Below are 18,584 nucleotides of genomic sequence, written 5' to 3' on the forward strand. Positions count from 1 at the left end.
GGCTGGGCGACCCACGGCTTAAACCCTCGCTTGTCCAAGTTTTTCCTAAAGGTTTCGCCACGCCGGCCTTTTTTCCTGCTGGCCAGAAGCCTAATCTAAGCCGGGTAAGTATTGCCAGGTTCCGCCCCCCAGGACAGGGGTGGCAAGGACAATTATACCGGTAGGTCGGGAACCATAACTCAACCCTGACCTGGAGGGCGGTTGATAATATCTTATCTCTTACCCCGCCGGCTGCCGCCGCTCCAGCCAGCAGGGTAGGACTAGATTAGGGCAGTGTTGACCGTGGTTCTTCTTGCGGAAAGGGAAAAGAGAGGTTATAGAAGTAATCGAAACCGGCTTCCGCTAGTCCTACTCCCAGGGTCTTCTTCCAGCGCAGGTCATAACGGGCACGTGCTTCAGCTTCGCGGTCGGAGACGTTATCCAGAAATTGCAGTACCATCACTTTCCACAGAAAAGCCGGTAGCCCAGGACGGCATGGGATGCTGTCTTCCGGGACAATGGGCAGCCCTTCCCACTGGCTCAAGTTTTCCAGGTTCGTAAAGGAGAGTTGCTTTTGTTTATCGCTTTTACCCATCATGATAACTGATTTCCACCTTTCATGGCCCTATAGATTCGCCATTAAAGGGGAAAATCCTGGTTGGTTATTATGGTATTTTAGTTAATCTATGGAAGCTGTTATGAGTTTCTTTAACCATTTACTACCCCTAAGGGGTAGATTGGTCAACTGTCTCCTAGGGCACCTGTTGAATATTTTGACCTTACATACGTGAGCACTGGTGGGGTAAGTACGGGAATTGGGCCTGCGGGGAACTATCAAGCTCCTCTGGGAAACCTAGAATACGAATGGCCCTTTAATACTAAGCCAGCCGTAACTCAATCCTTTTCTTCCAATCCTCCACAAAAGGTGGCTTATTATGCTTACATTTTTTACTCCACTTCTTTCCATGTGCAGATCTATCAGGCTTTAGAAAGGACTTTTTCCCTCTCTGGATTTTAGCCTCCTTGCTCGTTCGTCTGATTCGTGCACCTTAACCACGTCCTGGAATAAGTTCATGCGTTAGCACAGACTCAGCCTAAAATTTTGCTTGACATTATTGACATTAATAGTAATACTGTTTATACTAAATATAGACCGGTTTATAGAATACAATTTTAATCGCAAACAGGGGCGAAGTATGAAAAAAGAGTTGGATACATATACTAAATTGCTAAATTCTGCATTGGAATTGTTTCGGAAAAAAGGCTATAGCGCAACAGGAATTAATGAAATTGTTGCCCAGAGCGGTGCTCCAAAAGGTTGCTTGTATCATTATTTTCCTGGTGGCAAAGAGGAAATTGCGATTAAGGTAGTAAAAGCTTACGAAAAAGCAGAAAGCAATAAAATTAAGAGAATACTATCAAGTTCACCTGATCCTGTTAAAGCCTTTGAACTAATATTTGAAGAGTTTATTGAAAAGATTAGTCGAGGTGGAGAGTTTGAAAATCTATCTATAACTCTATTGTCACTGGAATCTATTAACATAAGCGAGTCTTTAAGAAAAGCGTGCGCGTCGGCTTTTGAATCCCTAGAAACCCTCTTTACTGAGAGGCTTGTTGAGAGTGGTTTTAAAGAAGAAATTGCAAAAGAACGTGCGAGGATTCTGCTTTGCTTATTTAATGGCGCTTTAACACTTTCTCTATCCCAAAAAAACATTTCGCACTTACTTTTAGCAAAAAAAGAAATTAGAAGCATATTATTTTATTATTAAAAAGCCGATCAATAATACAACAAGAAAGGGGGCATCTATGTATTAAATCTATAGACCGGTCTATTGCAGAGGGATATGGACTAATGTTATAACAAAAGGAGGAACGAATATGGTAGAGCAATTACAGAAGTATAATATCAAACTTTTGCTGGTAATTTTCGGTATTGCCAACTGTGGAGCGTATCATTTTTTAAGTGCCTCAGCTTTGGGTGGCATGAAAGTTGACCCAGCCTTTGCGGGAACTAGCGATACAATGCTCCAGCAAATACCTTCGATCCCATCGTTGCTGGTTGTTCCCGGTGCATTGGCTTTACCAATCATGGCAAGATATATATCCAAAAAGAAACTGGCCATGTTGGGTGCTCTATTAATGTTTTTGACAGGTATTTTACCTGCCTTTAGCACAAATATGACATTAATCCTAATAGGACGTGCTATCGGGGGATTTTGCATGGGTTTCATGCTCCCAATCGGTACAACCCTAATCTATGAAGAATTTTTCGGAGACGCCAGGAAAAACGTAACCGCGTGGAACAATATGGCAGCAGCGCTGATTACAGGTGTTTTAATACAAGCCTTAAACGGTGTTCTGGCAAACATTAATTGGAGATACGTATATTATTCTTATACGGTATTCCTAATTGTGTTTATTTTGGTTCTTCTATTAATGCCTGATAAAGGTGTGGAGAGAGCAGAAAAGACGGGTGGCCCCACAATTGTGATTAGTGGAATCATTATATTGTTCGGCATTATGACGGCTTTGAATCAGTTGTTGGTTCGTACACTGGTAAATAATCTTTCTATGTTGGTCGCAGTCGAAGGCACAAAAAATCAAGCAATTGTCGGGACTTCTATGTCTATGATGACTTTAGGAAGTTCATCGATGGGTTTAATATTTGTCTTTATTTCAAAGAAATTAAAAGGTGCAACAAGATCCCTCGGAACTTTGCTTATTGGGGTGGGGTTGTTTGTTATTTTTCAGGGATATGATTCAAATATTATGCCCATTATAGGAGCCCTTATACTGGGTGGAGGAACTATGTTGAACATGAGCGCAAATATGTTGAGTCTTGCTGCAGCCGTTCCAGCTACAGCTTTGACAGGAGCCATGGTAACCTACAATATTTTTTACAATGTTGGTCAGTATGTAGCTCCTCTAGTAACCAATAATCTTTCACTAATTGTCGGTGAAACCATCAGAGATAGATTTCTATTCAGTGCGATTTTAGCCTTAGCTTTGGCGGTGATTTATTATATTCTCAGAGGCGTGGATCGCAAAACGTATGAAGAAGAGCCGGTGCAAGAAAGTGTTTAAAGGGTATTACTGGTCACGCGGGGGTAGGTGGTCTCGAGATGAGCCGGTACAGGAAAGCGTTAAAACATTAAACACCAGAGCAAAGGGAAAAAAGAAAGGAGTGGTATTATGATTTATGGTTATGCAGGATCATTGCTACGAGTAAATTTATCAGAAAAGGTTATAAGTTCTTTTGAATTATCCAAGGATCTTGCACATGAGTGGATCGGTGGTACAGGTCTTGGTGTAAAGATTCTATTTGACGAAGTAGCACCAACGGTAAAGTGGGATAGTTCTGGAAATAAGGTTATCATGTCTGCTGGGCCTCTTTCAGGAACACCAGGGATTGGATCCGGAACTTTTGGACTGGTGACAATTGGTGCGATGACCGGAGGAATCTGTGCTTCTCAAGCCAATGGATGCTTTGGCCCATTCCTCAGGTCTTGCGGGTATGATGCGCTTATCCTCGAAGGACAGTCAAATGATTGGGTGTACCTATACATCGATGAAAACAAAGTTGAAATAAGACCGGCGGACCACTTGCTGGGTTTAGATACCACCGCGACACAAGACCGAATCCATGAAGAAAACGGAACAAACCGGCATGGGATGAGCATTTACTGCATTGGGCCAGCGGGGGAAAACCTTGTTAACTTTGCATGTCTCATTGGAGATTATGGCCATGTAGCTGCACACAATGGTAACGGTGCTGTTCTGGGTGCCAAGAGAATCAAGGCTATCGCTGTAAAAAAAGGCAAGAAAAAGGTTAACTTTTATAATAAAGAAGCTTTAGTAGACGCAGCAAAAAAAATGAATGAATACGCTAAAGAATCAAGAGCGGGTGCAGATACAGCTGCTTATGGTACTATTGTCGGATTCCCACCTGCACCCGCTGCCGGAGTTCTTCCGGTCAAAAATCTAACGACAAGCATTTTTCCAGAAGCCTCGGAATTCGATCCTAGAAAGCTAAGGAACAACTTATATGACATAAAAAGAAGACCTTGCTTTGGATGCAACTGGTCGCATTGTGTCGACATAAAATTTAAGGAGGGACCTTATAAGGATCTTGAGGAGTTTGAAGAAGCAGAATATGAACTTATGGCTGGATTTGGCTCTGTGATTGGAGTTAATAACCCTGCTGATGCAATGGTACTGGCAAATTATGTCGACCGCCTCGGTATGGATGGCAATGAAACGTCTTGGGTGGTGGCTTGGTGCATTGAGTGCTATGAAAAAGGATACTTCACGAAGGAGGATTTCGGTGGGCTAGAGCTCGGATGGGGCAATGTGGAAAGTACGAGAAAGCTAATTGAGATGATTGCTTACCGTAGAGGTTTCGGCGATATTCTTGCCGGAGGAGCTAGACGAGCTGCAAAGCATGTCGGCGGGCCTGCTCATGATTGCGCTGTTTTTACGGAAAAAGGGAATACGCCGAGAGGTCATGACCATAGATCACTAGCAATGTGGCCTGAATATCTTGACGTACATGTATCAAGTACTGGGACAATCGAAGTGGTGGGTGGCTTCTTGGACGTTACTCAGCATGGCCTGCAACCTAGGACGGACCCCTCCGATTGGCAGCAGGTAGCAAGACAAAATGCTGGTGTTGCTGGCAGGCGTGTATTTGAAGATAGCCTCGGTGTATGCCGCTTTATGACGGAAAATATTCAGTATGTAATCGAGGCGGTCAATGCTTCTACAGGAGAGGAGTATGACCTCAATAAGATTATGCGGATCGGTAAAAAAATCATAAATCTTATGCGGATCTATAATTTATTGCGGGGAATCACAGTTGCAGTGGAGAGACCCTCACCGCGATATGGTTCGCCAGTAGTAGACGGAGCCTGCCAAGGAGTTCATCCTGGTAAGTATCTTCCTGAGATGCGTTCAATGTATTTTGAACTTATGGGTTGGGACAAGAATACAGGTATTCCCTTGCCTGAAACTCTTAAGGAACTTGGATTGTCCGATTTGATTGAAGTCGTGAGGGGGATAAACGTGAATCTCCATAGGTGTTGCTGAAGTACTCTGTCTTTCTACAACAACTATAACGGACAGAGTAAGGAAGATGGCTTTTATGAAAATATATATTGAGTTGCATGTTCCTTATACCGATTATACCGGTCGGAAAATATTTAATCTAGCTGCCCCGGTACCATTAAAGGAAGTGTTGAAGGAACTGGGGGTGGAACAGCATATTGCCCTTGTAAACGGCAAGTACCAACCCCATGAATATCTACTCCAAGATGACGATTTAGTGGTCGTTCTTCCGTTTATGTCAGGGGGATAAAATTGTATTTGTGTAGATGTTGCTGAAATACTCTGCCCTTCTATAACAACTATAACGGCCAAGAACATGTAAACCTTAACATAGGGAGGTGTTGCTAAATAAAAACACTAGGAGTTAGGAGAACGTGAGTATAACTAAGAGAAAGGCATGAGTTGTAACAGGTAATGTAAGAGGAGGTAAGGTTTTATGGTATAACAAAAAAGCTGAAGAGTTGTTGGGACGGAGCCTACTGGGTATTACTGGAAATCATTAGTCTGGTACTTTCAGGAGCAAGGCTATTCATAGTAATTCCCCAATACATCAAGAAGAGTAAGGAGGAAAAATGATGAGATTAAAGAATAAAGTTGCTGTTATTACAGGGGCAGGCTCTGGACAGGGACAAGCCGCCTCCCTGCTTTTTGCAAAAGAAGGAGCCAAGGTTGTAGTAGCCGACATCACGATGGATGGTGGGAATGAGACCGTTGAAAATATTGTTGCTAATGGAGGAGAAGCTATCTTTGTTAAAATTGACGTTTCAGATGAAGAACAAGTAAAAAACATGATTGAGACCGCTATTAAGACATTTGGTAAGATTGATATTCTGTATAATAATGCCGGAATAACAATGAACCCTGAAAGACCTGTAGATGAAGTTACTAGGGAGGCTTGGGACAAAGTCATAGCCGTTAATTTAACAGGGCCATTCTTAACTTGCAAGTGGGCATTGCCGCACTTTAAACAACAGGGAGGAGGCGTGATTATCAATACAGCATCCACCGCTGGACAGATGCCACGTCCCAATACCTGTGCTTATGCTGCTTCAAAAGGCGGATTAATTATATTTACGAAACAATTGGCAAATGAAGTAGCTCAATATAATATCCGTGTAAATTGCATTTGTCCGGGACCAGTATACAGTACGATGATGAAGGCCAGGCTTCTTGAAATGGGAGAAGATCAACGTGATAAGATGATGAAAATGATTGAAAGTAGCGTACCTCTTGGCCATATGATTATGCCTGAAGATGTTGCTGAATGTGCCTTGTTCCTCGCTTCCGATGAATCAAAAATGATTACGGGTATTGTTGTGAATGTTGATGGTGGTTATATTCTTAGATAGATTACATCTGAATTTAAATATAATTTCTTTCATACGGGCATGCATTTGCATGCCCGTATGAAAACGACATTTTAATATATAAAAGTGATTTCGGTGCAAGAGCCTAAAGAACCCAAAATTAAAATGCTCATCTTTAGTACCCAAGAGCTCTTTGACAGCAAAAATGTTATTTGATGGACATGGCAATCTCCTTATAAGAATTAGGAGAATCATTATTACTTCCTTTTTTTACCCGTTTTTTCATCATACAGAGAAACTAACCCCTTGCCATATAGACGTTTTGGGCTTGGCAGATATTTCCTTGATCTCCTTGGCTTTAACCAGAAACCAGCTTTTAATCTGGCAACAGCTCCTGGAGGCAAGCCGCCACCCTTTTTTAATATATAGAAGGCCAGGGTTAACCTTCTGGCGCGTTTGATATTGGGCATGATAGCGGTGGAATCCATGCGCTGTTCATTGGTCTTGATTTTAGTGATGGCGATAAAATGGTCAAGAAGTCCTTGGAACTGCTGGAATATCAGGTCCTCTGCTTCCGGATGCTTAAGGGTATACTCGTAAACCCGGTGGCGAAAGTCATAGAAGGTCCATTTCAGAAATGTAAAGTTCACCTAGATTGCGTTGCCCTAGAAGCGTTGTGAAAAACTCGATCTAATTGGCAGGTATTTGGCAACCAACATCGAATCCTTATTAGTAATCACATCTACTTTCCAGGAGAGGATTTCGTTGTTAGGAAGCACCGAAAACCTGCGGCGGCAAATAGCTATCCAGGTTATCGATATTGAAAGCCTGATCCCAGATGATTACTACCTCCGCCGTATTGATGCAGCAGGTGATTTTTCGTTCATCCGTGCCAGGGTAGCCCATTTGTACTCCCATACCGGGCGGCCATCGATAGACCCGGAAAGACCCGGAAATGGCTTTTCGCCTCATTACCCTGTCATACCTGCTGGGTATTTCCGAAAACCGCCTGTTCACGGAATTACCCCTGCATGGCGGCTATCTGTGGTTCTGTGGTCTGGACTTTAACAGTCCTCTACCCGATCGAACCACCCTGGTCAAAGCCAGAAAGCTCTGGCGTAACCACGGTTTATTTGAGGTGATCATGCGCGAGATTGTGCGACAATGCGTTGCAGCCGGCTTGGTGAAAGGCGACGTGTTGGCCGCCGATGGCACCATTGTTAAAGCGCGGGCAGCGATAAAAAGCCTGGAAGCGTTCACCCCCCAACCGCTGGATAAATACCTTGAAGAACTCAAAAAACAAGATGAGAAAGATCTGGAAGCTATCACAAAATCAGAGGACAAAAGCGAACCCCCAAGTGGCGGTGAACCCCCGGTAAGGGGCCAGGGGCAAAGTGATAAAAAGCCAGAAGGCCAAGTTTTACAAGACGTTAAACCTTCCCGGGATCTTTCCGGGAGGAAAGCAGGCGACCCGGATTTTCATGGGGAGAAGTTCAGCAACGCCACTCATCGTTCCACTACTGACCCCGAGGCCCGGCTCTTCCGCAAAGGTCCTGGTAAGGAAGCGAAACTCAGCTATCTGGCTCACGACCTGCTCGATGTTCGCTCTGGTATTATTGTCGACGCCATGGCAACATTAGCCAATGGAGCATTGGAGCGGGCAGCCGCCCTGGAAATGCTGAAAAAAGCCAGTCCCCTTTTACCACCTTTATCCCCGGAAGAAGAAAAACGCTTCTTCCTGGGTGACGGCAATTACACCGCGGGAGATTTCCTGGCGGAAGTGATCGCATTAGGCTATCAGCCCCTGGTACCCATAGGAGACGTACGGTTGGAGCCGTTACCGACCTGGAAACGCCGGACTTATCACCTTTTAACGTATAGCAAGCGGAAAGAACGTATCCGGATAGCCAGGGCCAGGAACCTGGCCCTAACGTTGAAGCAAAGCAGGGAATACCGCCGTACCTATCGTTATCGTGTCCGTATCGAACACACCTTTGCAGAAGCCAAAGAACATCATGGCCTGGACCGGGCCAGGAGCTATGGCTTGGCTGCGGTAGATGAACAGGGAAAGATGACTGCAGTGGTACAGAATATAAAACGTCTGGCCACCTGGATTTGGCGTCGGAAAAAACGGGCAGCGAAGGCCATTAAAATGACCCAAACTGTGGTAACCGCCCTACAAGAAAGAGTGGCCCTACTGCTACAACTTTTATTTTACTGTGTTTCTGCCTCCGATTAACTGTTGTTTGAAAGGTTTCTCACAGCACTTCTAGGGCATAGGCTAACTAGTTCCCCCTGAAAAAGTCCACTTTTTGCATCGCATAAGGGGAAATGTTAATTCTGGACTGTAGTCCTAGTAGATTTCTAACTGCTTCAACTATCTTGTTATACCATTGTTGCCAACCTGTACAGATTATGGGCCAGAATTCCATAGCCCACCCAGGTGGCAGTGCCTTCATATCCCCTGGAAAGACTGCGGCGTAAACCATATTTGCGTTTAAGAAGACTAATAGTAGCCTCCCCTCCAGCGCGCCAGCGTTGGAGACGTTTGAACCAGCTTTGCGATTGATAGACTTTGCGAGCTTTACTGATTTTACCTTTCCGGGGTAAGCTAACTTGCTTTACCCCAAGTTGATGGCAACTACTTTCGTTACCTGAACCGCCAAAATCTCTATCGGCAGCAAGGGCACAGAGTGGACGTTTGAAAGTCTCAGTATGATCCTCTACTGCGCCAAGGAGCAGTGTATCATCCGCGGGGTTCCCCCGCAACACCTCATAACCGGTGATTATATTGTGTTCCGCTTCCTGGAGCAGCACCTTGTAGCCAAACTCTACTGGAGCATTAATTTTGCCCTTTTTAATGGGCCGGGCGTCAGGGTCAAAGATACTCACCATCCGGTCGGGAAGATGCAAATTCCCCTCCTGGACGGCTGCCGTTTGGGTTACAATCTTTTCCGTGCGGCTGATAGTTTCTTCTAACGTCTGGACCAGGGCACGGATTTTCCCTTTAACTTGATCCCCTTGCTGCTGGAGGGTGTCCTTGGCTTCCCTGACTATACTGGTAGCTTCGGCAATAACCTTCCAGGTGGTTTTAAGAATTGCGCCTGTAATTTCCCGGACTTCTTGATAGGCTTCGTTACTACGGCGTTTTAACACTTTATTGATCTCATAGATGCGTTTTTTAATGGAACGTTGCCGGTTATGAAAAGTCCCCGCTATGGCCAGACCTGCTTCCTGAATTTTTTTCACGGTACGGGTGATAACCCGTACTCCGTCGGCTAAAAGGCTGGCGTCTGTAGGATGATGAATATTGGCTTCTACTACCGTGGTGTCTACCTGTAGCTTGCGTCCCCGGATAATCTTTTTCTCCCGGGCTTCCTGAAGTAGAGCGGCATTGAGTTCTTTTACAACCCCGAGGCCACAGCGTTTGGTGAGTTTAATCAAAGTAGTAGCATGGGGTACCTTTTGGGTTAAGGGAATACGGCAGAAACGCCGCCACTTAATACTGTCATTTACCTCCTGGACTAAAACTTCATAACCCAGGCCGTAGCGGTGCTTCAAGTACATCATGCGCAAGTAGGTTTCCATAGGGATAGTTGGCCTGCCAAGGCGCGTTTCAAACCGGCTGATGAATGGAGCCATAAACTTATCGTCATCTAGTAGTTCATCCACCCAGGCCAGTTCAGGATTGAGCTGGACCAGGTCAGATGGCAACAGGGCATCCCACAGGATGAGCTGCGGATCTTTTAGCCTTAACATGGGATCACCCTGCAGGAAAAGGAGGTGGTGTGGCGAATGTTATTCATAGGAGTTCCTCCTTCTGGGTTTTCTTGTTTGCTTCTACTTACAAGATTCGATCCAGAGGATGGTAACTCCTTCTGTTTTGCTAAAAACTATTCGGTTTTCTGAGACGCTAAGACTTTTATCCCTGGATTTTTTCAGGAGGAACTATCTAGTAGTTGAAGTAATACTGCTCTAAAAGTTCTTAGTCGGTGTAGTCATACAGGTGCTTAATAAATTCCAGGGAAAGGAGGATGTTGACCGGCTTGTTGGGCCTACCGTTATTTTCGCAATAAAGAGGTGCAAACTTCTTTTCGTCTATTTTACAAAACACGTGCTCGTAGTAGATAGGTGCCCAGCCAGCTTTGATGGGGAGAAGTTCAAGAATATATGTAATTATCATAGTCATCCGGTTGCCGTCGGCATACATTGCGTAAAGAATTCCTTGAGGAGTCGTGTGCGTTAATTGCGCCAGCACTGTTCTGTGAGGGGGGTATGCCGCGAGGCATACCTCTACCCGACCACCTTATTCTTAAGGAGAAACTTGTCTAGTTGCCAAAGTACGAGTAGGCAGGTAATAGGAGGTGGCAGTAGTTGTTTGGAACGATGCAGCGCGATAGGTGCCTTAGCCGCGTCGGCTTGGGTTTTGGTGTTGGTCTGATCATATTTTTTACATTAGCGTTCCTAGCCGTAACCATTTTTAAACCCCAATTCTCGCCTGCAGGTTGTGTGGCGGTGACGTTTGTCGGGCTGATGATACCAGCGGCTGTGATCGTTTTGATGCTCGTCTTGGAATACTGGGGTAATAGGACAAGAAACGACGGTCTGCAGCATGAAGATTGTGAAAAGTAACCCTTGGTCTGTCAGCCTTGTTCCTGTCAGTCGAGGGAGCGGAGGTGAGTATGTGGGGAGCACGTTCAGTTTAATGAGTATTGCAGAAGTAGCCTTCTAGCTATAGCGAGTGTAACGAGGTAAGAAGTAGCCTGCCCGGGCCGGGTTCGGTCGGGCTACGGTAAGGGGGGCTATTAAAAATGCATCTTAAGGTTATTGAGTTAGACATTACTCTAGTGTATCTGGTTATAATTGCAGCCACAGGTATCTTTTTTTGGAGACGAGCCGGCAGGGATGATGAACAGTACTACGTTGCCGGCAGGTCTATCGGGAGTTTCTTTGCCGGGCTCGCGTTCACCTCCGACATGCTGAGTGCTGGGGTACTTGCGGCTGGTGTCGGGGCAGCATACACCTTTGGTGGAATAGGTTTGTGCCAATGGAATTTATGGTTCGGGCCTGCAGCTATGTTATTATTGGCATACATGATCGCGCCGCGCCTTCGCGCAGAAGGCTTCACCAGTTTGCCGGAGTATTTCGAGCGCATTGGAGGTTCACGGGTCCTGCGCGGGATAAGTGCTGTTATTGTGGTGTTCACCATGATTGGATATTTGGTCGTCCAAACCAAGGCGATAGGAATGGTGGGTGAGTATGTGTTGGGAGTTCCCTATGCTACAAGCACCTTGCTTTTCAGTGGTTGTCTTATTGTCTATACGGTGCTGGGTGGCATGCTTTCATCCATATGGAGTGGTGTTGTTCAAGCCGTGCTCATGGTGCTCGTATCGGTAACTGTAGCCATTGTGAGCATCCAGCGCGCAGGGGGATTTAGCGAGTTAGTGGGTATGGTTGCTGAAAAATTCCCATGGTTTCTTACGATGGAAGGTAAAGCGGGAATTGTTTACCCAATTACATTCGCTCTCATGACGACCTCCATCGTATTGGCATCTCCTAATATTATTATGCGGGTGTTTGCTACTCGTAGCGCTACTGAGGCGCGACGGACAATTCTTTGGGGGTTGATATTCGAGCGGTTATTTTGGCTGGGTATGATCGTAGTATATCTGGCCATTGGGGCTTATGTTATGCCGGTTGACAATCCAGATATGGGTTTCATCTTAATAATGGATAGAGTATTCTCATCGCCCTTATGGATCGGTATTGGCTTGGCAGCGATGTTAGCTGCTGCCATGTCCACGATGAGCGTGCAGTTATTAGCAGGGTCGTCTGCTCTGGCGCATGACCTTTATACTCATTTGCTCAGAAAAGATGCGGATTTGGCTCGGCCCAGTACCCTGGCGGCTCGGGGACGGGTCGCAAGCTCTCTCTGCGGGCTGACTGCATTGTGGCTGGCCTTGAACCCGCCATCACTGATCATGAACATGCTGACGCTTGTCGGAGCGGTGATTGCGGCATGTTTTCTGGTCCCGCTATATGTGTGCCTGGTTTGGCGCCGCGTGAATAAGTATGCAATCGGCGGGTCTATGGCGGGCGGGTTCATCACGGTACTCATTACACATCCGTTAATTAATATTCTCCCCGTCCAGCCAGATACGTTGCCTGTCATACTAGGTGTGGTTGTGTCTGCTGTAATAATGGTTGTTATCACGCTAGTATCTTCGTTTCTAAGACCTAGAGCTGGGGTCATGAGATGTAACCTTCGTTACTAAATTGGATTTTATAGATGGGAGGCAAGATGGTCCATTAGAAGTATGCATCGCAGTATACCTCTACTTGACCATTATAGTGGCCTTAAGCTCGTATTACTTTTAGCTAATGATGACGCCAACTACCAAATCCTTTCTGCCCTTTTCCGGCCTCCTAAAGATTTTTGATGGCTACCGCCGTTTCTTTATGATCTGATAATTAACTCCGGTATCCTAGTAGCCATCTACTTAGAACGCCATACCTTCTTCATCCCACTTAAGGACGAAGAAGGTATTGCTAGTATCGAACAACAGCTCCTCAGCTAACAACACTCTTTAACCCAATTCGGCCGTATCTTAACAAATTGGGTGAACCGGCATATTCTCACCTTTTTCCCGGGCAAATGGCCGGCGGCCTGAGTAAGAAGGAGGAACAGATCAAGCACCTGTTAGACACCGGTTGCCTGGCGATCAGTACCAGCCGCAGCGAAATAGGGGCGCTTAATAAGAAATTATTAATAATCAGACGAGAAAAAAGATTTAAAGTTTTCCATCCGGTAATAGTATATACTGTACTGCTATAGGCGTTATGGTATAATATGCGCGACGCCTATTTTCTTTTTAAATCATTTGTCCTGGAAGGAGGCCAGCTATGCGCCGCATCCTTTTTGTCATCGACATGCAGAATGATTTTGTCGCCGCAGGCGGGGCTTTAGGTTTTCCGGCGGCTAGGGACATAATACCTTATGTAGCCGGCAAAGTGCAGGAGGCCCTGTCCGGGGGGCAGGAAGTGCTTTTCACCCTGGATACCCATATCCCTGGTGACGCTGAATTTCAAAAATTTCCGCCCCATTGTTTAGAAGGGACTCCCGGCCAGGCCCTGATCCCTGAGTTACAGGCGCTAATTGCACCTTATGAGGGGACAGGGCAGATTAAATTTCTCAAGAAGAACCGCTATAGCGCTTTCTTTAACACAGATTTAGATGCCTGGCTGGGGCTGGCGCCGGGCAGCCCTATGGAAAAGGTGAGCCAGGTCGACCTGGTGGGCGTATGTACTAACATTTGCTGCTTTTTTACGGCTGAAGAGCTGGCCAACCGTGATATTCCTGTCCGCGTCCTGGCGGAAGGTATGGCTTCTTTTGACCTCGAAGCTCACCGCTGGGCCCTGGACCAGATGCGGCAGGTTCTGGGGCTCCAGGTGGTTGAATAATGGCCTGCCTGAGTTACCGGGAATGGGAGTGCCTTTTGCTCTTAACAGGAGGCCAGCTCTGGAGTAAGAGAGTTGTCTTTAGCCTGGTATATGCCGGCATACCTGGAAGCTGGCTGGCAAATTACTAGTGGGACTGAGACAGAGAGTTACCGCCGGGTCCGGTACGGAACTGGAAACCCGACGAAAGAATAGCCGTTTTCCTGGAGAGGAATCTTATGCCGGAAAAGCTGCAACTGCTGGCTGAAAACTGCTATACTTACCGGGCGGGAGACAGCCCGGTAGCGATTCATGTTTACCTGAGTGAAAAACTCCTGGCCGCTTTTACGGAGACTGAGGCCCTGGAGCAGCTTTATAATGCCTCCCTTTTACCCGGGGTAGTCGGGCCGGTCATCGGCATGCCCGATATCCATACCGGCTACGGCCTGCCCATCGGCGGGGTGATGGCTGCCGACTACGAGCGGGGCGTCGTCTCCGCGGGGGCGGTGGGGATGGACATCAACTGCGGCGTGCGATTATTGACTACCAGAATCCCGGCCGCGGAAATAGAACGGGCTATGCTTACAAAGCTGCTGGCGGCCATGGCCCGGAGGGTGCCGGCGGGGGTGGGGCGCGTCAGCACAGTCAAAGAACTGCGCCAGGCCAGTTTAGAAGCCATTGCCGCCGGCGGCGCCGGATACTTTATCAAAGAGGGCTTTGGCCGCCGGGAGGATAGGGAGAGAATAGAAGACGGCGGTTGCCTCCCAGGTGCCGACGTGGCTGCCGTGAGCAAGGCGGCGCGGGAGCGGGCCGACCAGCTGGCCACCATCGGCGGCGGCAATCACTTTGTAGAAATCGGCAAGGTGGCGGCCGTCCTGGAGGAGGGCCTGGCCGGCAGGTTCGGGCTCCATAAAGACCACCTCTACATTTTAATCCATACCGGCAGCCGGGGCTTAGGCCACCAGATCTGCACCGATTACAGCAACCTCATGTGGGCCAATGCGGAACGAAACGGCACGCGGGCGCCGGTCAAGGGCCTTGCCTGCGCCCCCATCCCTTCGCAAGACGGCCAGAATTACCTCAAAGCTATGGCCCTGGCTGCCAATTACGCTTTCGCCAACCGCCAGCTCATTACCCACTTTGTCCGGGAAGCCTTTGTTGAAGTTTTAAAAAAGCCGGAGGAAGAACTGGGCCTGGACCTTCTCTATGACGTGGCCCATAACATTGCCAAAAAAGAAAAGCATGGCACAAGGTGGCTCTTAGTCCACCGCAAGGGGGCGACCCGGGCCCTGCCCGCAGGGCATGGGGGTAATCCCCGCTGTTACCTGGCAACAGGCCACCCGGCCATCATCCCGGGGAGCATGGGCACCGCCTCCTATGTAGTGGTAGGGACCGGCGCAATAGGGAAGACCTTCTGCTCGGTGAACCACGGCGCCGGCCGGGTTATGTCCCGTAAAAAAGCCCGGCAGGAATTTTCCCGGGAGGATTTATTGAACCAGATCGGCGGTGTCGTCGTCGCTGCCAGGGACATCAACTTTTTAAAAGATGAAGCGCCCCTGGCCTATAAAGATATCGATGCGGTTGTCGCCACCCTGGTCGAGGCCGGGCTGACCCGGCCGGTGGCCAGGCTGCAGCCCCTGGGGGTGCTGAAGGGTGAAGGGGAGGAAGCCTGATCGAAGCGTGAAGTTAAATCCAACTTTATGATACAAGTGTCCAGAAAGCGGAGTGGAAGCGGAGTGATCCCGGAGAGGGTCCCATTCAGCGTATTAAACTACACTTAACTTGTTGGCCTGTACGTCCCGGTAAATGGTATAATAAATAAAAACCATACGGCTTAATATAGTTATTTGTTGAGATATAATAGGACCCAGGGCAGGAGAAATTTATGTTATGCAGGAAAGGGTTGATAGTTGTACCGTTAAAAAGTAGCGCGCCAGTAGAGGCGACTGGATGGATTTTATAAGATGCCATGAAAGGAGGCTAGACGCGATGGCAACGGAATTTAGAGGTATAACTCCAGAATTATACCATGCTATTATAGCTATAGTTGATCAGCGCATGGCGGAAATCAAGGTTACCCGTACAGATTTCGAGGAACTTAAAGATATAGTCAAAGAGCTGGCTGCGGCCCAGAAGCGCACCAAGAAAAGGCTTGAGGAGCTGGCCGAAGCACAGAAGCGTACCGAGGAAAGGCTTGAGGAGCTGGCCGAGGCTCAGAAAAGGACGGAAGCGGAATTACAACAGCTGGCGCGTCAGGTGGGTTCCCTTTCCGCTACTATGGGTTTTGGACTGGAGGATATAGCCAGGGTGGTCCTACCAGGTTATCTCGAACGTAACCTGGGCGTAAAGATAGATAAGCTTACCAGGAAATATATAGATGCTGGCGGCGAGCCCGGTGGAAATCGATCTTTTTGGCTCCGGAACTAAAGCTGGGCGGCCGGTGACAGTGCTTGGCGAGGTAAAGGCACGCATCTACAGCCGGGAAGTAAAAGCCTTTGCGCGTAAGGTTGCCAGGGCAGGAGCTTCACTCCAGGGCGAAATACTAAAAGTGATGTTTGGCTACCTGATTCACCCTGCAGCTTCGGAATTAGCCGGCCAGGAGGGAATAATTCTCGTTGCCTCATATGAACGTTAAGTAAGATCGCTTCGGCATGCAATGTTAACGGTAAGGCTGGCCCGGGCTAGTATACCCCGGGCCGCTGTGTTATAATAGCTCCCGGAAGGGGGAAGCGCCATGCCGCCCTTTGTCCTGAAGTCAGATTACCAGCCGCGGGGCGACCAGCCCCAGGCCATTGCCGCCCTGGTGGAGGGGTTGCAGAAAGGCTACCGCCACCAGACCTTGCTGGGGGCGACGGGTACCGGCAAGACCTACACCATGGCCCAGGTCATCCAGGCCGTGCAGCGGCCCACCCTGGTCCTGGCCCCCAACAAGACCCTGGCGGCCCAGCTCTGCGGCGAGTTCAAGGAGTTTTTTCCCGACAACGCCGTCGAGTATTTTGTCAGCTACTACGACTATTACCAGCCGGAGGCCTACGTGCCCCAGACTGATACCTATATCGAAAAGGACAGCTCCATCAACGACGAGATCGACAAGTTGCGCCACTCGGCTACCGCCGCCCTCTTTGAGCGGCGGGACGTCATCATTGTAGCCAGCGTTTCCTGTATCTACGGCCTGGGTTCGCCGGAGGACTACAGCACCCTGATGCTCTCCCTGCGGGAGGGCCAGGAATATGACCGGGACGCCATTTTGCGGAAGCTGGTGGACATCCAGTACAGCCGCAACGACTACGACTTCAAGCGGGGCACTTTCCGCGTCCACGGCGACGTGATTGAAATTTTCCCGGCTTCCTACCATGAGAAGGCCGTGCGGGTGGAAATGTTTGGCGATGAAATCGAACGCCTGCTGGAGATCGACACTCTGACGGGAGAGATTCTGGCCCGGCGCCGGCATGTGGCCATCTTCCCGGCCAGCCACTATGTGGTAGAAGAAGGCAAGATGGAACGGGCGTTAAAAAGCATTGAGGCTGAGCTGGAGGAACGCCTGCAGGAACTGCGGCGGCAGGGGAAGCTCCTGGAGGCCCAGCGCCTGGAGCAGCGGACCCGCTTTGACCTGGAGATGATGCGGGAAGTAGGCTTCTGTAAAGGCATCGAAAACTATTCCCGCCATCTGACCGGCCGGGCGCCGGGGGAGCCGCCCTATACCTTGCTGGATTACTTTCCCGACGACTTCCTGTTGATCATCGATGAGTCCCATATCACCGTGCCCCAAATCGGCGGCATGTATGAAGGCGACCGTTCCCGGAAAGCGACCCTGGTGGAGTATGGTTTCCGCCTGCCATCGGCCCTGGACAACCGGCCCCTGACCTTTGAGGAGTTCTGCCAGCGCATCAAGCAGGTAATCTATGTCTCAGCGACGCCGGGGCCCTATGAACTGGAACACTCCCAGCAGGTGGTGGAGCAGATCATCCGGCCCACCGGCCTGGTGGACCCCGAGGTCCTGGTGCGGCCGGTAAAGGGGCAGATTGACGACCTGGTGGGCGAGATAAATAAACGGGTGGCCCGAAATGAGCGCGTCCTGGTGACGACCCTGACCAAGCGCATGGCCGAGGATCTGACCGATTACCTGCGGGAAGTAGGCATCAAGGTGCGTTACATGCACTCCGATATCGGCGCCATTGAGCGGATGGAGATCATCCGTGACCTGCGCCTGGGGGTTTTTGATGTCCTGGTGGGGATTAACCTGCTGCGGGAGGGGCTGGACCTGCCGGAGGTTTCCCTGGTGGCCATCCTGGATGCCGATAAGGAAGGCTTCCTGCGTTCGGAGCGCTCCCTGATCCAGACCATCGGCCGGGCCGCCCGCAACGCCAACGGCCAGGTCATCATGTACGCCGATACCATTACCGCCTCCATGCAGCGGGCCATAGATGAAACCAACCGCCGCCGCCAGGTGCAAATAGAGTACAACCGCCGGCACGGCATTATCCCCCGGACCGTCAGCAAACCGGTGCGGGATATTATTGAAACCACGGTGGCCGAGGAACCGGCCAGGTACCAGGCGAGCCAATCTCAGGCTAAGGAAAAGAAAAAGGGCCACTTTAGTAAACGGGAGCTGCAATCCCTGATTAGCCAGCTAGAGAAAGAGATGCGCGCTGCTGCCAAACAACTGGATTTTGAACGCGCTGCCGAACTCCGCGACGCTATCCTGGAACTACGGCTACAAGCCGGGTAAATTGAGGCGAGCTGCCGCATCCCGGGCAC

Annotated in this window: 18 protein-coding genes and 1 pseudogene; 15 read left to right on the forward strand and 4 right to left on the reverse strand. The window is 48.8% G+C overall.

What is annotated here, in order from left to right:
* Positions 1-265 precede the first annotated feature (265 nt).
* A complete protein-coding gene (locus tag MOMUL_RS17550) occupies positions 266-577 on the reverse strand; it encodes a transposase (RefSeq protein ID WP_062284880.1) in 312 nt (103 codons plus the stop codon).
* A gap of 598 nt (positions 578-1,175) precedes the next feature.
* Here MOMUL_RS17550 and MOMUL_RS10910 point away from each other — a divergent pair.
* The 5 genes from MOMUL_RS10910 (at position 1,176) to MOMUL_RS10930 (ending at position 6,431) form a co-directional block, all read left to right on the forward strand.
* Positions 1,176-1,748 (forward strand): TetR/AcrR family transcriptional regulator, encoded by a 573-nt coding sequence (locus MOMUL_RS10910; protein ID WP_062284882.1) that lies wholly within the window; start codon positions 1,176-1,178, stop codon positions 1,746-1,748.
* 109 nt (positions 1,749-1,857) lie between these two features.
* On the forward strand, positions 1,858-3,063 hold the full coding sequence (locus tag MOMUL_RS10915) for an MFS transporter (RefSeq protein ID WP_062284884.1): 1,206 nt from the start codon (positions 1,858-1,860) through the stop codon (positions 3,061-3,063).
* A 108-nt stretch (positions 3,064-3,171) separates the two neighbouring features.
* Complete coding sequence (locus tag MOMUL_RS10920) at positions 3,172-5,064, forward strand: aldehyde ferredoxin oxidoreductase family protein (protein WP_062284885.1); 1,893 nt, start codon at positions 3,172-3,174, stop codon at positions 5,062-5,064.
* Between the two features lie 55 nt (positions 5,065-5,119).
* Complete coding sequence (locus MOMUL_RS10925; RefSeq protein ID WP_062284887.1) at positions 5,120-5,332, forward strand: MoaD/ThiS family protein; 213 nt, start codon at positions 5,120-5,122, stop codon at positions 5,330-5,332.
* Between the two features lie 322 nt (positions 5,333-5,654).
* On the forward strand, positions 5,655-6,431 hold the full coding sequence (locus MOMUL_RS10930) for an SDR family NAD(P)-dependent oxidoreductase (protein ID WP_062284889.1): 777 nt from the start codon (positions 5,655-5,657) through the stop codon (positions 6,429-6,431).
* A gap of 337 nt (positions 6,432-6,768) precedes the next feature.
* Here MOMUL_RS10930 and MOMUL_RS15835 read toward each other — a convergent pair.
* Positions 6,769-7,058 (reverse strand): annotated as a pseudogene (locus MOMUL_RS15835) (transposase); the annotation flags it as partial.
* 96 nt (positions 7,059-7,154) lie between these two features.
* Here MOMUL_RS15835 and MOMUL_RS18005 point away from each other — a divergent pair.
* On the forward strand, positions 7,155-7,457 hold the full coding sequence (locus tag MOMUL_RS18005) for a transposase (RefSeq protein WP_489671600.1): 303 nt from the start codon (positions 7,155-7,157) through the stop codon (positions 7,455-7,457).
* Entirely contained in the window at positions 7,345-8,628 is a 1,284-nt protein-coding gene (locus MOMUL_RS10940) for a transposase (RefSeq protein ID WP_062284892.1), read from the forward strand. The genes MOMUL_RS18005 and MOMUL_RS10940 overlap by 113 nt, the downstream gene beginning before the upstream one ends.
* Before the next feature lie 146 nt (positions 8,629-8,774).
* Here the strand turns inward: MOMUL_RS10940 and MOMUL_RS10945 are convergent, their stop codons facing one another.
* Both MOMUL_RS10945 and MOMUL_RS10950 read right to left on the reverse strand, forming a co-directional pair.
* Positions 8,775-10,148 (reverse strand): ISNCY family transposase, encoded by a 1,374-nt coding sequence (locus MOMUL_RS10945; RefSeq protein WP_062284893.1) that lies wholly within the window; start codon positions 10,146-10,148, stop codon positions 8,775-8,777.
* Positions 10,149-10,374: 226 nt separating this feature from the next.
* Positions 10,375-10,647, reverse strand: coding sequence for a hypothetical protein (locus tag MOMUL_RS10950; RefSeq protein WP_161485009.1), 273 nt, complete (start codon positions 10,645-10,647; stop codon positions 10,375-10,377).
* Between the two features lie 116 nt (positions 10,648-10,763).
* Between MOMUL_RS10950 and MOMUL_RS10955 the strand changes: the two genes are divergently transcribed.
* The 8 genes from MOMUL_RS10955 to uvrB all read left to right on the forward strand — a co-directional run bounded on the left by MOMUL_RS10955 (position 10,764) and on the right by uvrB (position 18,555).
* Positions 10,764-11,021 (forward strand): hypothetical protein, encoded by a 258-nt coding sequence (locus MOMUL_RS10955; protein ID WP_062284897.1) that lies wholly within the window; start codon positions 10,764-10,766, stop codon positions 11,019-11,021.
* Between the two features lie 179 nt (positions 11,022-11,200).
* Positions 11,201-12,664, forward strand: coding sequence for a sodium:solute symporter family protein (locus MOMUL_RS10960; RefSeq protein WP_062284899.1), 1,464 nt, complete (start codon positions 11,201-11,203; stop codon positions 12,662-12,664).
* 628 nt (positions 12,665-13,292) lie between these two features.
* A complete protein-coding gene (locus tag MOMUL_RS10970) occupies positions 13,293-13,850 on the forward strand; it encodes a cysteine hydrolase family protein (protein WP_062284902.1) in 558 nt (185 codons plus the stop codon).
* The gene (locus MOMUL_RS17555) at positions 13,850-13,978 is read left to right on the forward strand and encodes a hypothetical protein (protein WP_269085209.1); all 129 of its coding nucleotides are present in this window, start codon (positions 13,850-13,852) and stop codon (positions 13,976-13,978) included. The genes MOMUL_RS10970 and MOMUL_RS17555 overlap by 1 nt, the downstream gene beginning before the upstream one ends.
* 87 nt (positions 13,979-14,065) lie before the next feature.
* Positions 14,066-15,499: an RtcB family protein gene (locus MOMUL_RS10975; RefSeq protein ID WP_084785607.1), complete on the forward strand. Its 1,434-nt coding sequence runs from the start codon at positions 14,066-14,068 to the stop codon at positions 15,497-15,499.
* Between the two features lie 316 nt (positions 15,500-15,815).
* Positions 15,816-16,253, forward strand: coding sequence for a DUF3782 domain-containing protein (locus MOMUL_RS10980; RefSeq protein ID WP_062284904.1), 438 nt, complete (start codon positions 15,816-15,818; stop codon positions 16,251-16,253).
* Between the two features lie 13 nt (positions 16,254-16,266).
* Entirely contained in the window at positions 16,267-16,461 is a 195-nt protein-coding gene (locus MOMUL_RS10985; RefSeq protein WP_062284905.1) for a hypothetical protein, read from the forward strand.
* A gap of 99 nt (positions 16,462-16,560) precedes the next feature.
* Positions 16,561-18,555 carry an excinuclease ABC subunit UvrB gene (gene uvrB / locus MOMUL_RS10990; protein WP_062284907.1) on the forward strand — a complete coding sequence of 665 codons (1,995 nt, stop codon included), beginning with the start codon at positions 16,561-16,563 and terminating at the stop codon, positions 18,553-18,555.
* Positions 18,556-18,584 lie beyond the last annotated feature (29 nt).

This window comes from Moorella mulderi DSM 14980 (assembly GCF_001594015.1).
In the GTDB taxonomy this organism is placed as follows: domain Bacteria; phylum Bacillota; class DSM-521; order Neomoorellales; family Neomoorellaceae; genus Neomoorella; species Neomoorella mulderi.

Excerpts from the sequence above, each read along its gene's own strand:
- MOMUL_RS17550 (WP_062284880.1), bottom strand. The coding sequence starts at position 577 with ATGATGGGTAAAAGCGATAAACAAAAGCAACTCTCCTTTACGAACCTG.
- MOMUL_RS10910 (WP_062284882.1), top strand. The coding sequence starts at position 1,176 with ATGAAAAAAGAGTTGGATACATATACTAAATTGCTAAATTCTGCATTG.
- MOMUL_RS10915 (WP_062284884.1), top strand. The coding sequence starts at position 1,858 with ATGGTAGAGCAATTACAGAAGTATAATATCAAACTTTTGCTGGTAATT.
- MOMUL_RS10920 (WP_062284885.1), top strand. The coding sequence starts at position 3,172 with ATGATTTATGGTTATGCAGGATCATTGCTACGAGTAAATTTATCAGAA.
- MOMUL_RS10925 (WP_062284887.1), top strand. The coding sequence starts at position 5,120 with ATGAAAATATATATTGAGTTGCATGTTCCTTATACCGATTATACCGGT.
- MOMUL_RS10930 (WP_062284889.1), top strand. The coding sequence starts at position 5,655 with ATGATGAGATTAAAGAATAAAGTTGCTGTTATTACAGGGGCAGGCTCT.
- MOMUL_RS10940 (WP_062284892.1), top strand. The coding sequence starts at position 7,345 with ATGGCTTTTCGCCTCATTACCCTGTCATACCTGCTGGGTATTTCCGAA.
- MOMUL_RS10945 (WP_062284893.1), bottom strand. The coding sequence starts at position 10,148 with ATGTTAAGGCTAAAAGATCCGCAGCTCATCCTGTGGGATGCCCTGTTG.
- MOMUL_RS10960 (WP_062284899.1), top strand. The coding sequence starts at position 11,201 with ATGCATCTTAAGGTTATTGAGTTAGACATTACTCTAGTGTATCTGGTT.
- MOMUL_RS10970 (WP_062284902.1), top strand. The coding sequence starts at position 13,293 with ATGCGCCGCATCCTTTTTGTCATCGACATGCAGAATGATTTTGTCGCC.
- MOMUL_RS17555 (WP_269085209.1), top strand. The coding sequence starts at position 13,850 with ATGGCCTGCCTGAGTTACCGGGAATGGGAGTGCCTTTTGCTCTTAACA.
- MOMUL_RS10975 (WP_084785607.1), top strand. The coding sequence starts at position 14,066 with ATGCCGGAAAAGCTGCAACTGCTGGCTGAAAACTGCTATACTTACCGG.
- MOMUL_RS10980 (WP_062284904.1), top strand. The coding sequence starts at position 15,816 with ATGGCAACGGAATTTAGAGGTATAACTCCAGAATTATACCATGCTATT.
- uvrB (WP_062284907.1), top strand. The coding sequence starts at position 16,561 with ATGCCGCCCTTTGTCCTGAAGTCAGATTACCAGCCGCGGGGCGACCAG.